Annotated in this window: 14 protein-coding genes; 5 read left to right on the forward strand and 9 right to left on the reverse strand. The window is 37.0% G+C overall.

Annotated elements, in window-relative coordinates; translation table 11 throughout:
- Positions 1-121 precede the first annotated feature (121 nt).
- The 7 genes from CPS_RS04185 to aroQ all read right to left on the reverse strand — a co-directional run bounded on the left by CPS_RS04185 (position 122) and on the right by aroQ (position 5408).
- Positions 122-604 (reverse strand): LEA type 2 family protein, encoded by a 483-nt coding sequence (locus tag CPS_RS04185; RefSeq protein WP_011041785.1) that lies wholly within the window; start codon positions 602-604, stop codon positions 122-124.
- Positions 605-954: 350 nt separating this feature from the next.
- A complete protein-coding gene (locus CPS_RS04190) occupies positions 955-1767 on the reverse strand; it encodes a 3-hydroxybutyrate dehydrogenase (RefSeq protein ID WP_011041786.1) in 813 nt (270 codons plus the stop codon).
- Positions 1768-2296: 529 nt separating this feature from the next.
- On the reverse strand, positions 2297-2575 hold the full coding sequence (locus CPS_RS04195) for a hypothetical protein (protein WP_011041787.1): 279 nt from the start codon (positions 2573-2575) through the stop codon (positions 2297-2299).
- Positions 2576-2755: 180 nt separating this feature from the next.
- Positions 2756-2932: an oxidoreductase-like domain-containing protein gene (locus tag CPS_RS23165; RefSeq protein WP_011041788.1), complete on the reverse strand. Its 177-nt coding sequence runs from the start codon at positions 2930-2932 to the stop codon at positions 2756-2758.
- A 108-nt stretch (positions 2933-3040) separates the two neighbouring features.
- Positions 3041-4387 carry an acetyl-CoA carboxylase biotin carboxylase subunit gene (gene accC, locus CPS_RS04200; protein ID WP_011041789.1) on the reverse strand — a complete coding sequence of 449 codons (1347 nt, stop codon included), beginning with the start codon at positions 4385-4387 and terminating at the stop codon, positions 3041-3043.
- Positions 4388-4409: 22 nt separating this feature from the next.
- A complete protein-coding gene (gene accB / locus CPS_RS04205) occupies positions 4410-4856 on the reverse strand; it encodes an acetyl-CoA carboxylase biotin carboxyl carrier protein (RefSeq protein WP_011041790.1) in 447 nt (148 codons plus the stop codon).
- Positions 4857-4946: 90 nt separating this feature from the next.
- Positions 4947-5408, reverse strand: coding sequence for a type II 3-dehydroquinate dehydratase (gene aroQ / locus CPS_RS04210; protein ID WP_011041791.1), 462 nt, complete (start codon positions 5406-5408; stop codon positions 4947-4949).
- A 419-nt stretch (positions 5409-5827) separates the two neighbouring features.
- On the opposite strand from aroQ, the gene CPS_RS04215 reads away from it, so the two are divergent.
- From CPS_RS04215 to CPS_RS04225, 3 genes are read left to right on the forward strand one after another with little or no spacing between them, the layout of a single operon-like run.
- Positions 5828-6187, forward strand: coding sequence for a hypothetical protein (locus CPS_RS04215; RefSeq protein WP_011041793.1), 360 nt, complete (start codon positions 5828-5830; stop codon positions 6185-6187).
- Complete coding sequence (locus tag CPS_RS04220) at positions 6165-7457, forward strand: outer membrane beta-barrel protein (RefSeq protein WP_011041794.1); 1293 nt, start codon at positions 6165-6167, stop codon at positions 7455-7457. The genes CPS_RS04215 and CPS_RS04220 overlap by 23 nt, the downstream gene beginning before the upstream one ends.
- Positions 7458-7467: 10 nt before the next feature.
- On the forward strand, positions 7468-9933 hold the full coding sequence (locus tag CPS_RS04225; protein ID WP_011041795.1) for a putative bifunctional diguanylate cyclase/phosphodiesterase: 2466 nt from the start codon (positions 7468-7470) through the stop codon (positions 9931-9933).
- Positions 9934-10193: 260 nt separating this feature from the next.
- Here the strand turns inward: CPS_RS04225 and CPS_RS04230 are convergent, their stop codons facing one another.
- Together CPS_RS04230 and cutA are read right to left on the reverse strand one after the other, a co-directional pair.
- Complete coding sequence (locus CPS_RS04230) at positions 10194-12020, reverse strand: protein-disulfide reductase DsbD (protein ID WP_011041796.1); 1827 nt, start codon at positions 12018-12020, stop codon at positions 10194-10196.
- A gap of 5 nt (positions 12021-12025) precedes the next feature.
- A complete protein-coding gene (gene cutA / locus CPS_RS04235; RefSeq protein WP_011041797.1) occupies positions 12026-12337 on the reverse strand; it encodes a divalent-cation tolerance protein CutA in 312 nt (103 codons plus the stop codon).
- A gap of 132 nt (positions 12338-12469) precedes the next feature.
- Between cutA and CPS_RS04240 the strand changes: the two genes are divergently transcribed.
- Both CPS_RS04240 and CPS_RS04245 read left to right on the forward strand, forming a co-directional pair.
- Positions 12470-12988, forward strand: coding sequence for an FxsA family protein (locus CPS_RS04240; RefSeq protein ID WP_011041798.1), 519 nt, complete (start codon positions 12470-12472; stop codon positions 12986-12988).
- A 130-nt stretch (positions 12989-13118) separates the two neighbouring features.
- Positions 13119-13409 (forward strand): co-chaperone GroES, encoded by a 291-nt coding sequence (locus tag CPS_RS04245; RefSeq protein ID WP_011041799.1) that lies wholly within the window; start codon positions 13119-13121, stop codon positions 13407-13409.
- Positions 13410-13568: the final 159 nt, after the last annotated feature.

Genomic DNA, 13568 nt, shown 5'->3' on the forward strand with positions numbered 1-13568 from the left:
CTTGCTGTTAGTTCGCTTTACCTAGTTTAGTAGGCTCGATTTTTATTCTTAAATATAACTCAGCCTTCACTTATAGAGCAACAGTTCATTCAATCTCTAAAACTAGGGATGATAAACCTCGTTATTGAGGCTTTTGACCGAGGGGAATAATACCGTCTTGAATAACAGTTAACTTGGGCATAAAGGGAATGTCGATATCTAATTTGGCCTTCAATTGGTAACTGATATCTTGTCCTTTACTATTCATAAGCGCTCTAATCACCTTGAAGCCTCCCATTAAGCTGGTTGAAACAGGAACTACAAAGCGTGACTCTCCGTATGCTGTTGCAGTGGGGATATTCGCGGCAACACCATGTGCTAATGCCTCTCCTGCCACGCTTAGTTGATAGCTAATACCATTGAACGGCAATTCAAAATCATTAGGATTGGTTAATTTCAAACCTATTTCAAAATTTTGTTCGAAGCCATTAGCTGGCAAAGCCTTAAAAGAAACTAACTCGATAGTGGGCTCTTCGTAGTCTAGATTCATGGTGGCGCAGCCAGACAGAAAAAGTAGTGCAGCCACGAAAAATATACGTATGGGCAGTGTTCTAGCTAAAGTCATTTTTTATCCTTGAGAGTGATTTCTTTCAACTTATATTAAAAGGGTAATGGTTGGTACATTTTTCTCGTTATGATTAGATTATTCTCTACACAGCCAACTACTGATATTACTGAGACTTATCACTAATATGACATAAATTATTAATTATAAAATATCTGGCAAAAAATTTAAATTAATTATCTGCTTAGCGAATAAAGTAGTCCTTGGGGGAGAACTTGAATCTCAGATTAATGTTTGTTTAAAAAATATAGAGAACACTAGTTATGCTCTCTATTTATCAGTGACAACAAATTAACTTCTATAATTAATTGCAGTGAAGGGCAATGAAACAGGTATTTTAAAAAGGCTTGTTATTGAGCGGTCCAAGCGCCATCCATAGGCAATGACGAACCGGTAATGCTGCGGGCACTATCACTGCAAAGAAAGAGGATGAACTCACCAATTTGACGAGGCGCCATCATATCAGGTACAGGCTGTTTGGCGGTAATAAGTTGGTATTTTGCTTGCTCAAAGCTGGTACTTTCTTTATTGGCAATTTCAGTGATTTGATCATTGATAAGTGGCGTATCTACCCAGCCTGGACAAATAGCATTGGCAGTAATGCCATGTTCTGCGCACTCAAGAGCAACGACTTTGGTCAGGCCAACAATGCCATGTTTTGCTGCACAATATGCGACTTTATTTTTAGAGGCAACAAGGCCATGAACAGAAGCAATATTAACAATTCTGCCCCATGAGTTGGCTTTCATACCACTTAAAGCGTGCTGAGTCGTATGAAAGGCAGCGGTTAAATTAATGGCAATGATGGCATTCCATTTACTCTCTGGAAAAGTATCCACTGCTTCTGTATGTTGAATACCTGCATTGTTGATCAAGATATCAATCGAGCCCATCGTTTTTGTGGCTTTATCCATAAAAACGCTGATGGCACTTGTGTCCATTAAGTTAGCATTATCGAATAAGGTTTTTATTTGATATTTTTCAGAAAACTCCTGCGCTAGGTTAGCGCCTTCATCATCGCTCATCAAACCATGTAAGACTAAATTAATACCTTGCTCAGCCAATACGTGAGCACTGGCTAAGCCAATACCACTTGTTGAACCAGTAATAAGTGCTGTTTTACCTTTCAATGTTGTGCTTTGTAATGGAGTACTTTCTAACATATTGTTTCCTTTTTATTATCAGTAAAGAAGAACAGCATATCTTTTGAGGTAATATCGTCCATGCTGCATTCGGAAATTGAGTTGAATCTAACGGATTAATTACCTTAGCTGAATTGAAGGAGAGTTGAGTTACTACCTTAGTGCCATTCAAGAAAAATAAGGATGACAGTGGATCGATTTACTTACTTGAGGGTTTTTGCAACGTTATAAATGGATGGTGGTAAAGCTGTTGATAATGAGGTGCCTTACTTTATTTAAAGAGGGGGAAAGTTACACTTAATTGAACGTGCTCCAGAAGTTTCAGTAGAAGAGATTATAAAACTAACCCAGAGGGGGAACTTGTGGTTAACGGAGATATATTTATAAGGTGCTTTGTTGATAGACTTTCATTGCGATAAATTTACTTTAATTAATGCTGAAAAAGTCAAAATCATTAAGTATTTTAACTGCTTAAGTATAATTTAGCTGAGTAAAAGGCGAGTAACTATTCGCCTTTTACTGTCTGGTCTTTAGATAAATTAGCTGAGTGTTATTGGCGGCACTTAATTGCAGGGTTAACATTGATAATACCTGCTTCGTTGATCGTGGCAATTTTGCCATCCTGTTTTAGTATCGCTAACCTAGCATCACCGATTGAGCGCACATAGGTAAGTAGGTAACCAAACTGGCCTAGGGTACATACGGCATATTGCTGGCTTAAGTTAAGTTTGTCCCACATAGCGTCTTTATCATGATCTTGTTGTCTGCTATCAGTCATGAAAGCATTAGCAGGGGTAAAGTTACTGTGCTGTCTTAAAGTATTTAACATAATATCTGTCTCACTCTTTAGTTAGTGATGAGATATTAGCTAAGTCTTACTAGGAATGTTGTAGGCAATTGTTAGCTTGTTGTTACTATTTGTATGGTTACTATTTGAACAGTAATAAAAGCGTTTAAAGAAAGTTGGTACTTCTTTGAATATTCGAGCGAGAAGTTCTTAGCGGCGATGCTATTTTGAGTTTTTTTCTGCTTCTGCTTCCGTTTGTTGCTCTTTGATTTTAGCTTCTTTAATACGCCATTTTTGTAATTCGGCGTAATAGTGATCCCAAACACAAGGATTACAGGCACCACCACCACAACAATCATCATCTGCTGGAGCCATTGGTTTTTCATGGGAATTCGACATATAATTTTTAACTCAAAATAAGTGGAGTATTTACTAATTTTTATGATGCTAGAATAACAAAAAGCTCTGCAATTGCAGAGCTTTTATTTATTCAGAATTGTGTATTAGCTAGCCAAGTTCAGCTAACTTTTGCTCTAAATAATGAATGTTAGCGCCGCCATTAACAAAACCTTGATCATTTAAAATGTCTTGATGCAAAGTAATGTTAGTTTTGATGCCATCAATCACTAACTCTGATAAAGCATTACGCATACGTGCAATCGCTACATCACGGTTATCACCCCAAGTAATTAATTTACCAATCATAGAGTCATAATGTGGAGGTACAGAGTAATCAGCATAAATATGAGAATCCCAACGTACGCCTAAACCACCTGGTGGGTGGAAACGCGTAATTTTACCCGGTGAAGGGATAAAGGTACGAGGATCTTCCGCATTAATACGACATTCAATAGAGTGACCTGAAACCTTGATGTCATCTTGGGTATAAGATAACGGTTGACCAGCAGCAACACGAAGTTGTTCTTTGATCAAATCAACACCAGTGATCATTTCAGTTACTGGATGTTCAACCTGAATACGTGTATTCATTTCAATGAAATAGAATTCACCATTTTCATACAAAAATTCAAAGGTACCAGCACCGCGATAGTTAATGTCAACACAAGCTTTACAACAACGCTCACCAATTTTAGCGCGCATTTCAGGCGTAATACCAGGTGCAGGAGCTTCTTCTACTACTTTTTGATGACGACGTTGCATTGAACAATCACGTTCACCTAAGTGAATTGCAGCGCCTTTGCCGTCAGCCATTATTTGAATTTCAACATGACGTGGATTTTCAAGGAATTTTTCCATGTAAACCATATCATTTTTGAAAATTGTGCCGGCTTCTTTTTTGGTTAAAGCAATTGACTCAACTAATTCAGCTTCGCTACGGACAACGCGCATGCCACGACCACCACCGCCACCAGCAGCTTTAACGATAATAGGGTAACCAATACGTTTAGCATGGGCTTTGTTTGCTTCTTCATCGTCATCCAATGGGCCATCAGAACCTGGTACGCAAGGTACACCTGCAACTTTCATTGCTTTGATAGCTTGAACTTTATCACCCATAATACGGATGCTTTCTGCTTTTGGACCGATAAAGGCAAAACCAGAGTTTTCAACTTGCTCAGCAAAATCAGCATTTTCTGCTAAAAATCCATAACCTGGATGAATCGCTACAGCATTAGTTAATTCTGCTGCCGTTATGATTGCAGGAATATTAAGGTAGCTATCTGGCGCTGGTGCTTTACCAATACAAATGGTTTCATCAGCTAATAATACGTGTTTAAGATTTTTGTCAGCAGTTGAGTGAACCGCTACAGTTTTAATACCTAACTCTTTACAAGCACGTAATATTCTTAAGGCAATTTCGCCACGGTTGGCGATAACAACTTTATCTAACATGGAATAACCCTTCTGGTTAGGCTTATTCAATGATGAATAGCGGTTGGTCAAATTCAATGGCGTCTTCATTTTGTGCTAAAATTTCTTTAATAACGCCAGACTTATCAGCTTCAATTTGGTTCATCATTTTCATTGCTTCAACAATACAAAGAGTATCGCCAGCATTTACATGCTTGCCAACTTCAGCAAATGCTGGAGAGTCAGGTGAAGCAGAAGCATAGTAAGTACCAACCATTGGAGAACGAACTATATGGCCAGTAACTACTGGAGCAGCGGCCACAACAGGAGCTGCTGCAACTGGTGCTGCTAAAGGAGCTGCCATAGGGGCTGCTTGCATCATAGGAGCAGCTTGCATAGCGACAGCACCACGGCTGATTCGTACTGATTCTTCACCTTCAGAGATCTCTAATTCGTTGATACCAGACTCTTCAACAAGTTCGATAAGTTTTTTGATTTTACGAATATCCATTGGGACACCTTAATTTGAGTGACTAAAAATAATATATTTTAAATATAAGTTAATGATTGGTCATTAACTGTTACGGTTTGTTATTAGTTCTTATTTATCTACTTGTGCTTTATTTAGGTATGTATAAGCAGCGTCTAGGGCAAAGCTATAACCTTGCGCACCAAAACCGCAAATCACACCTGTGGCAATATCAGATAGATAAGAATGTTTTCTGAAAGCTTCACGAGCATGCACATTTGATAAATGTACTTCGATAAAAGGTATGGCAACAGAAAGTAAGGCATCTCTTATCGCAACACTAGTATGTGTGAAAGCGGCAGGGTTGATGATAATAAAATCTACTTGTTGATAGCCATTATGAATAGCATCGACCAATTCATGCTCAGCATTTGATTGCAGGTGTTTTAACACAATATTTTTTTGATCAGCTTGCAAGCCTAGATCAGCTATAATCTCGGATAGGCCTTGATTGCCATATATAGTAGGCTCTCGCTTACCAAGCATATTCAAGTTTGGGCCATTTAACACTAAAACAGTAAACTTTGCGGTCATCTTCTGTTAAAACACCATTAAAAATTAATTTCCCTAATAATTACACAAAATGACGTCGCTGTGAATAAAAAAAAGCATCATTTCTCTATTTTTTTTGTTATTGGCGATAATAGTGATGTTTTCGAAGAATATAGCAGCAAAGTACTGGTCAAACCTCTTTTAGGTGCATGTAAATGTTGATTTTTTGTTTATTTGAGCTATTATTATCAAGTTATTTTTATTATTACATTGATTTTAAATAGTTTTTTACATTTATTCGGTTTCATTGTAAGGGATCCCTTATTAAATATTATTCACTCGTTATTGTTCTCATCTTTGCCTGTCTTGTATCTTCACAAGCTGTAGCCATTGAGATAGTAACTCATCCGCAAGTTACTGAAATTAGCTTAACCAAGTCACAACTACGGCGTATCTATACGATGCGTCAATTGCGTTGGAGTGATAATAGTGCAATTAATGTCTTTGTATTACCGAGTCAGCACGAACTCCATCAACGATTTGCTAAAGAACGGTTACAAATATTTCCTTATCAACTTAATCGGATTTGGCATAAGTTAACTTACTCGGGGTTAGGTGTCGCACCAACAATAGTGGCTTCTGAAAAAGAGCTTATTCAAGCGGTTACTAAAACACCCGGTGCAATTGGTTATATAGATGACGATACGTTAAAAAAGTTAAAGCAAAATGAAAGTACTAACAGGATAGAAGCCCCTGATATGGAAGCAGGTCAGCAGGCTAGTGGTAAAGGAGTAGTAAATGTTATCAAAATTAAAGACTAATGCTGCAGTGGAAATGTCTAACAGAGTTAATAATTTGTATTGTTTTAAACGGTTTATTTCCAGAGCAGTCATGCTTGCGTTAATCTTTACTGGTTATTACGCAGGAGCTACCCAAGCTGAAGAAAATGAAACTTATTCTAATTCGCAAGATTTTCAATTACATGGTTTTATCTCACAAGGATTGATTGATGTTGATGGTAGTGATTTTGTAAATGATGATGGTGATTTGTCTGCAGAATTAACTGAAATCGGCCTTAATGCATCTTATCAATTATCGGATAAGTTTCGCCTTGCAGGGCAAGTGGTTTACTTAGATGGTGGGAATCGCTACTCAGAAGGTGCAAGAATTGATTATGCATTAGTTGACTGGTCGGCGTTTACCAGTGAACATTGGCAAGCCAATGTGTATTTTGGGCGTTTTAAAAACAATCATTGGCTCTACTCTAGTTCTAGAGATATTCCTTTTGCTAGACCCAGTATTATTTTACCGCAATCAGTATATTTTGATGGTTTTAGAGATATTGCGGTAGGCAGTGATGGCATTGCAACTAAAGTTAGTTATAGTACTGATGACTATGGTAATTTCGATTGGCAATTAAGTTATGGTAAATCACCTATTTCAGATGAGCAGACAAAAAATATTTTAAGTGAGTTTGCTCAAGGAAGTGCGAAGCAGAATCATGATGCTCAAACAAGCTTGTATTGGCAACCCGCATTTTCACCCTGGCGTTTTGGTATTTCATTACTTAATGCCGAATTTACTTATGATCAAGGGCATCCAGAAAGTGGTGATGTATTTTATGATAGTGATTTTACCTTTCAATATTATACTATGAATGCTCTGTATGAAGGTGAAAACTGGGAATTTAGCGGTGAAATATATCAACAACGATTCATTATTGATGGCTTTTATTATCCAGGATTTCAACGTGATAGTATTGGGCAAGGTTTCTACTTACAGACGCGTTATAAATTAACGAAAAAAGTAACGCTTTTAGCACGCTATGAAGATTTTTATTCAGATAAAGATGATAAAGATGGTAAAAAGCTGGAACAAGCTACAGGTGGCGCAGTTCCTTATTATTTCGGTTTTCATAAAGATATTACTTTAGGGCTAAATTACGATATTACCAGTGATTTTAGTGCTCGCATGGAATATCATTGGGTAAATGGCGCAGGTAAATTGACACCTGTAGTTGTGCCTAATACTCAAATTAACGACTCCGAAGATTGGCAAATGTGGGCTATTCAGTTGATGTATTGGTTTTAAAAGTAGTGTTATGAATATAAAATTTGTTGGTGTACCAACCAAGCTTTTGGTACTAATAGTCTCAACCTTACTGCTTTTAGCGGTAGGGTTTTCTTCGTTATCCTATTGGCGTTTACAAGCCGATTATCAAGAATTTCAGCAAAATAATATTGTCCAAGGTCAAGTGCAAGTTAATCTGCACAATAGTATTTTGCGCACCAAAATTACCGTTTGGTTAGAGTCCTTCACCGACTTGATTCAATTATCACAGCAAGATGATTTTTCTAACCTAGCCTTGCAGTTAGAGAAGCAATATGACGCTCTACAGTTACACCTTAACGTTGAAGATATCTGGTTAGTTGATGAGAAACAAAATATTTTATTTGCTACCAATGACTTCCCAGCAGTAGTGCAAGATAACATTGCACAAGTCTTTAGATTACAAGAACCAGAACATCGAATATATTGCCCACAAAGCTGTCAATTGTTATTGAGTTTACCTTTACTCAATAAGCAAGGTGATATGGTGGTTGTTACCATGAGTACTTCATTGGTTGATATGCTGTTTGCTTTGAAAACCACTTTAGATAGAGATGTTGCTGTAATTCGGATACCCGCTAATGGTGAAATTAACTCGTCCTCAGCTAAAGTGATTTCGGCATCTAATATGCGACTAACAGAGTCCTTATTAGCGATGAATAAACCTGATTCAGCACTTAATCAAGTATTAGCGCAGGGGTTACACTTAGATTTAGAAAAAAATAGCTACCTGATAAACCTATTAACTTTATCAGAGCAAGACAAACAAGGTTTTTATCTCGCTTTAATTGATGATGTGACAGCTTATAAAGCAAAGAATGATGCATACCAAAAGCGCTTTATATTATCTTTGAGTCTTATTTTTAGTTTACTAGCGGCATTTGTTTACTTTATTTCTAGTCCCTTTACTAAACGATTATTGCTGTTATCTAATGCGCTTCCGTTATTAGCACAGAAAAAGTTTGATCAGTTTAGACAAGTTGACCTAAAAAGACCTCGAATGTTTGCGGATGAATTAGATGTATTAGCTCATTCATCTGAAGAGCTGAGCTTTGAATTAGAACAACTCAACTTAGTGGTAGAGCAAAAAACTAAAGAGTTAGAAAATATAGCGATGTATGATTTGCTAACGGGTTTGCCTAATCGTAATATGCTTAATTATCAATTGCGTAAGTCATTAGCAAATATTGCTCGCCATAAAAGTGGTGTTGCTGTGCTGTTTCTCGATTTAGATGACTTTAAAAAGGTTAATGACAGTAATGGTCATAATATTGGTGATAAGTTACTTATTCAAGCTGCTGAGCGTGTGCGGGTTAGTGTTGGTGAACTAGATTTAGCGAGTCGTTTTGGCGGTGATGAATTTGTTATTGTGCTTAGCCACCTTAACAGTGTCGATGATGCTATTGAAGTAGCGGAGAAGGTACTGTTACAGTTTAAAGAGTCGATAAAACTTGGCTCTAATATATTTTATGTTTCAACGAGTATTGGTATTGCTTATACAGAATCAGCGACAGAAAAGTCGGATGATTTGATCAGCCATGCTGATATCGCCATGTATGAAGCAAAAGATAATGGCGGTGGTCAGTATCACATCTATCACCAAGAAATGTTTCAACGTGTCGCTCATAGGGTGATGCTTGAAGGTGAAGTCAGACAAGCGTTAGCTAAACAGCAGTTTAGTCTAAGTCTACAACCGCAGATATGTGCAAAAACTAAAAAGCTATATGGTTTTGAAGCACTATTACGCTGGCAACACCCTGAACGCGGAATGATCTCGCCAGAGGACTTTATTCCTATTTTAGAAAACTCTCAACATATGATCGAATTAGGTTATTGGATTATTCGCCGATGCTTTGAGTTAGTAATAAGTATCAAAGAATACGGCCTAGAAAACATACGTATTGCGATTAATTTATCTGCGGGACAGTTTATGGATGCTAATTTACCGCATTTCCTAAATGATTTATTGGTCGAATTCTCATTAACAGCGAAAAATTTTGAACTAGAGCTTACTGAGCAAACGTTAGTGAAAGATATGGATCATACCATTGCGATGATGGAGTCCTTGAAAGTTATTGGCTTTAGTTTTGCTATTGATGATTTTGGTACGGGTTATTCATCGTTAGCGTATTTAAAGAAAATGCCTGTTGATGTTATTAAAATAGATAAGAGTTTTATTTTTGGCATGTTAGAAAATCATTCTGACTTTCAAATTATTACTTCGACTATCGCAATGGTTAAAAACTTAGGTTTGACGGTAGTAGCAGAAGGGGTAGAAACACAAGCGCAATTACGTAGCTTAACTGAAAATGATTGCGATATTATTCAAGGCTATTATTATTCTAAGCCTATTCCAGAAAAAGACTTGTTTACTATGCTAGACAAGCAAACAACAAAAGGCTATTGGAAAGTAGCCAAGAAAATTGAGCCAGATTTATCAACAGGTAAGTCTGCTTGAGTTAGGTTTTCTTAAGTAACACCATTTTAATTAAGTTTGTGATCTCGTTATGCGTAGTGATAATCAATCAATGCGCTCAATTGGCTAATAGATAGCTATTGGGATTGAGTGTAACGCGGTCTTGGAATGTTTTAATCCACATCAGTGGGCAGTGGTTTAATCCACATCAGTGGGCAGTGGTTTAATCAGAATAGTATAAAGCCAGCCTAAGTTGAGGCTGGCTTTATTTAAGTGAATATACTTTTCAATTATTAACGTGACTATTTAAATATAGACTTCACGTGGGCACTGAACTCAGCAGCTTTCATAAAACCTGTGGTACGTTGCTTAGTTAATTCATTTCCTTGTAAATCAAAGAACAGAATAGAGGGGAGACCCAATATAGTATAGTGCTGAACAAGTTCGGCATTATCAGTTGAGTCAAACTCTGTCATGTCAATTTGCAACCACACACTATTACTCAATGCCTTTTGTACGTCAGCATCTACGAACGTATATTTTTCAAATTCTTTACAGGCAATACACCAGTCAGCGTATAAGTCTACCATCACTGTTTTGCCCTGCATGTTGGCCTTTTTTACTTCATCTTCTAATTGCGCTAAAGACGTTACTTGCTTAAAACTAGCATGCTGCGCATTATTGGTAACATTATTACTGCTTGGATAAATTAACTGGTAAGCAAGGTTAGCGCCAAAAAACAGCATCAAAAATATGACCAGTGAACGTAAGCCATACCAAAAACCCTTTCCTTGTTGAACATTTTGCGCTGCTGCGTGATTTTGATTAGCAACATAGAAGTAGCTCGCACTGACTAATATCAATAATGCCCATAACGCTTGGCTAGCAACTTCTGGGATAAATCGTTCTAATAAAAATACTGGTACAGCAAGTAATAATAGGCCGAAAATATTTTTGATGATATTCATCCAAGCACCAGCTTTAGGCAGTAACTTACCACCAGAACTACCTAAAATAAGTAAAGGTAATCCCATACCTAAACTTAATGCATATAATGCAGAAGCACCTAAGACGACATCGCCTGTTTGAGATATGTAAAGCAGTGCGCCTGTGAGTGGCGCCGTGGTACAAGGAGAAGCGACTAAGCCTGAAATAACACCCATCATTAATACGCCAGTAATGGAGCCACCTTTTTGCTTGTTACTTACATTGTTTAGTTTATTCTGCCAGCTTGCCGGTAACGCTAAGTTAAAGACACCAAACATTGATAGCGCTAAAAAGATGAATAAAATACTCAAACCAATTAATACTATTGGGTGTTGAAAAACGGCTTGGAACTTAGCGCCTGCCATTGCAACAACCACGCCTAAAAGGGTGTAAGTTATTGCCATGCCTTGTACGTAGAAAAAAGATAAGGTAAATGCTTTTTTAGTCGTTAACCCTTCTCCTTGACCAACAATAATACCCGTTAAAATAGGGTACATAGGGAAAACGCAGGGTGTAAATGATAATAATAGACCGCCAACAAAAAAGGCAATGAGTGTTAATAACAGGCTATCTTGCTTGAGCATATCAGATAACTGATGCTGCTCACTTTTTTTAACTTCGCCTTCGTTTGTCTGTTGGGCGGCATCGGAACTTGGTGCTGATGTACTTTCACCTAGAATAAATTTGCTTAACTTAATTACCTTACTTGTTGGTGGGTAACATAGACCTTTTTCAGCACAACCCTGATAAGTGATTTTGATACTGGCATCATTTGATACGTTTTCAAGATTTACGGTGAATGCTAGGTTTTCAGTAAATATCTTTTGAACACCAAAAAATTCATCTTCGTGGTCTATGCCATCAGGTAATAAAACGGAAGTAAATTGAGTGTTTTTACCCTTAAATTTAAACTGATGACGGTAAAGATAATACTCAGGAGCAATATCGAAACTAACTTCCAGCAAGTTATTTTTCTGATAAAAATTAAAAGCGAATGCTTGATCAACTTTTAAAAATTCATCATCATTACTAAATAAACTGCTATTAGAAACATCAAAAATAGATTGCTTTTCTTGTGCAGCAGCAGGGTTAAGAGTAAAAGCTGCTAACATCAGAAAGCAAAGAGATAGTAAGTTTTTCATTAAGTCTACTTCAAAGAGTTAGTGATCCAGTTTAAATAATGTTTATCACCTTGCTGGATATTCAAGGCAATAACTTCCACCACGTCATATGGGTGTAATTGATTAATTCGATCACTTAAGGTGGCGAATTTATTTTCATCAGTTTTTATCAATAATTGTACTTCATTGTCGCAATGTAACTCCTCTTGCCAACAATAAATAGAGGTAATGTTTGGCACTATATTAACGCAGGCGGCAAGTTTCTCTGTAACCAAGTGCTGAGCAATTTTTTTAGCTACTATTTCATCGGGACAGGTTGTTAATACTAATTGATACAAAATTGTTACCTATAACTGTATTCCTATTGATAGTATACCTTGAGTATTAAGGAAAACTTAGGCTTCTATCAACTGCCCTTGAAAAAGACCTGTTTAGCCCAATATAAGTTTCATAGAAAATAAGGAATCATTATGTTTCAACTATTATTTGTACTTTTTATCATTATCCCTATCATCGAAATAACGGTGATTATGCAAGTGGGTGCTTTACTTGGATTGTGGCCAACAATCGCTATTGTTATTTTAAGTGCTTGGTTAGGCGCAAAATATGTACGTCAGCAAGGTTTGGCTACGTTACAGTCGGTGCAAACAAAAATGGCACAAGGTGAAATGCCATCAGGGGAAATAGTCACGGGTTTAATGTTATTAGTGGCTGGTGTTTTATTAGTAACTCCTGGCTTTGTTACCGATATTTTTGGTTTGTTGTTATTGGTGCCTAGTGTGCGTGCGGCAATTGCTACTCAAGTACAAAAACATATTAAGGTTAACCAACTTGGTGGAGGCGCCTCTTTTCATCACAGCACTACTGGCAATGTCTATCAGCATGAAGAGTCAGCTGAACCTTTTACTTCATCAAAAGCTTCATCAAATGAACCTATTTCACATCACCAAGGCGATACCTTGGAAGGTGAATTCAAACGTAAAGATTAGTTGTGATTAAGTTTTTTTAGTTTAGGGCTTGTGAAGATTTATTTTATCCCCATTTCTATTATCAACTATATAGTTGTTAATTATGACTAGTAACCTTACAAAATAATTGAGTTATCTCAGGAGAGAATTAATGAGCATTCGTCCACTACATGATCGTGTAATTGTTAAACGTAAAAAAGTTGAATCAAAATCAGCTGGCGGTATTGTATTAACAGGCAGCGCAGCGGAAAAATCAACACGTGGTGAAGTTATTGCTGTAGGTAATGGCCGTATCTTAGAAAATGGTGAAGTACGCCCATTAGACGTAAAAGTTGGCGATCAAGTTATCTTTAGTGAAGGTTACGGCGTTAAAACTGAAAAAATTGATGGCGAAGAAGTCTTAATTCTTTCAGAGTCAGATATTTTAGCGATCGTTGAGTAGTCACAGAAATTTTAAAGTCGCCTCTTCATCTTAAGGGTGACATCAGAAGTACTCACTTACTATCGTAAGCTCCGTGCTTCTTCTTTGCACTTAAGCGAATTAGCATAATTAAAATGCTGCTTGAGTGTTTAGATTCAAATTAATTATTTATAAATAAAC

The sequence above is a fragment of the Colwellia psychrerythraea 34H genome, from assembly GCF_000012325.1.
Lineage (GTDB): Bacteria > Pseudomonadota > Gammaproteobacteria > Enterobacterales > Alteromonadaceae > Colwellia > Colwellia psychrerythraea_A.

Excerpts from the sequence above, each read along its gene's own strand:
- CPS_RS04185 (WP_011041785.1), bottom strand. The coding sequence starts at position 604 with ATGACTTTAGCTAGAACACTGCCCATACGTATATTTTTCGTGGCTGCA.
- CPS_RS04190 (WP_011041786.1), bottom strand. The coding sequence starts at position 1,767 with ATGTTAGAAAGTACTCCATTACAAAGCACAACATTGAAAGGTAAAACA.
- CPS_RS04195 (WP_011041787.1), bottom strand. The coding sequence starts at position 2,575 with ATGTTAAATACTTTAAGACAGCACAGTAACTTTACCCCTGCTAATGCT.
- CPS_RS23165 (WP_011041788.1), bottom strand. The coding sequence starts at position 2,932 with ATGTCGAATTCCCATGAAAAACCAATGGCTCCAGCAGATGATGATTGT.
- accC (WP_011041789.1), bottom strand. The coding sequence starts at position 4,387 with ATGTTAGATAAAGTTGTTATCGCCAACCGTGGCGAAATTGCCTTAAGA.
- accB (WP_011041790.1), bottom strand. The coding sequence starts at position 4,856 with ATGGATATTCGTAAAATCAAAAAACTTATCGAACTTGTTGAAGAGTCT.
- aroQ (WP_011041791.1), bottom strand. The coding sequence starts at position 5,408 with ATGACCGCAAAGTTTACTGTTTTAGTGTTAAATGGCCCAAACTTGAAT.
- CPS_RS04215 (WP_011041793.1), top strand. The coding sequence starts at position 5,828 with ATGCGTCAATTGCGTTGGAGTGATAATAGTGCAATTAATGTCTTTGTA.
- CPS_RS04220 (WP_011041794.1), top strand. The coding sequence starts at position 6,165 with ATGTTATCAAAATTAAAGACTAATGCTGCAGTGGAAATGTCTAACAGA.
- CPS_RS04225 (WP_011041795.1), top strand. The coding sequence starts at position 7,468 with ATGAATATAAAATTTGTTGGTGTACCAACCAAGCTTTTGGTACTAATA.
- CPS_RS04230 (WP_011041796.1), bottom strand. The coding sequence starts at position 12,020 with ATGAAAAACTTACTATCTCTTTGCTTTCTGATGTTAGCAGCTTTTACT.
- CPS_RS04240 (WP_011041798.1), top strand. The coding sequence starts at position 12,470 with ATGTTTCAACTATTATTTGTACTTTTTATCATTATCCCTATCATCGAA.
- CPS_RS04245 (WP_011041799.1), top strand. The coding sequence starts at position 13,119 with ATGAGCATTCGTCCACTACATGATCGTGTAATTGTTAAACGTAAAAAA.